Here is a 372-nt window from a genome sequence, read left to right as displayed (position 1 = left end):
CGATGATTACTCGTCGTATCCGGGAGATGATTAAGCGTATTGACCCAACGTGTGCCTACCAGCCGAAGCGGCGTCAGCAACGAGTGGCGCAGGCACATGCGGCTGATGACGCGTTGACGTTTGAGGAATCTGCATACACAGGGACTGTGAAAACATTGGTCACACTGGCGACGAACCCGTTGACTGCGCGTGTGGTGCGTGAGCATGTGCTTGCGACTGCACGGGAGCATAAAACCTCGATGGCTGATGCGATGGTCAAACTACTCTCCGGTGAGATCGCCCCAACAAAAGCCACGCTGCATGTGTTTGTACCGAAAGACCGCGCACCTGGTGGGCCGGCCTATGTGCCAGGGGTTGGGGCACTGACTCCGG

1 protein-coding gene is annotated in these 372 nt (G+C 57.5%); it reads left to right on the top strand.

Translation table 11 applies throughout. From position 1 onward, the window contains the following. On the top strand, positions 1-372 hold a 372-nt coding region (locus HMPREF3104_RS12510; RefSeq protein WP_168156373.1), incomplete at both ends, for a hypothetical protein.

Source organism: Corynebacterium sp. HMSC30G07, assembly GCF_001806945.1.
GTDB lineage: Bacteria > Actinomycetota > Actinomycetes > Mycobacteriales > Mycobacteriaceae > Corynebacterium > Corynebacterium riegelii.
The sequence above is the reverse complement of the archived record's forward strand: the minus strand, read 5'-3'. Positions and strand labels throughout refer to the sequence as shown.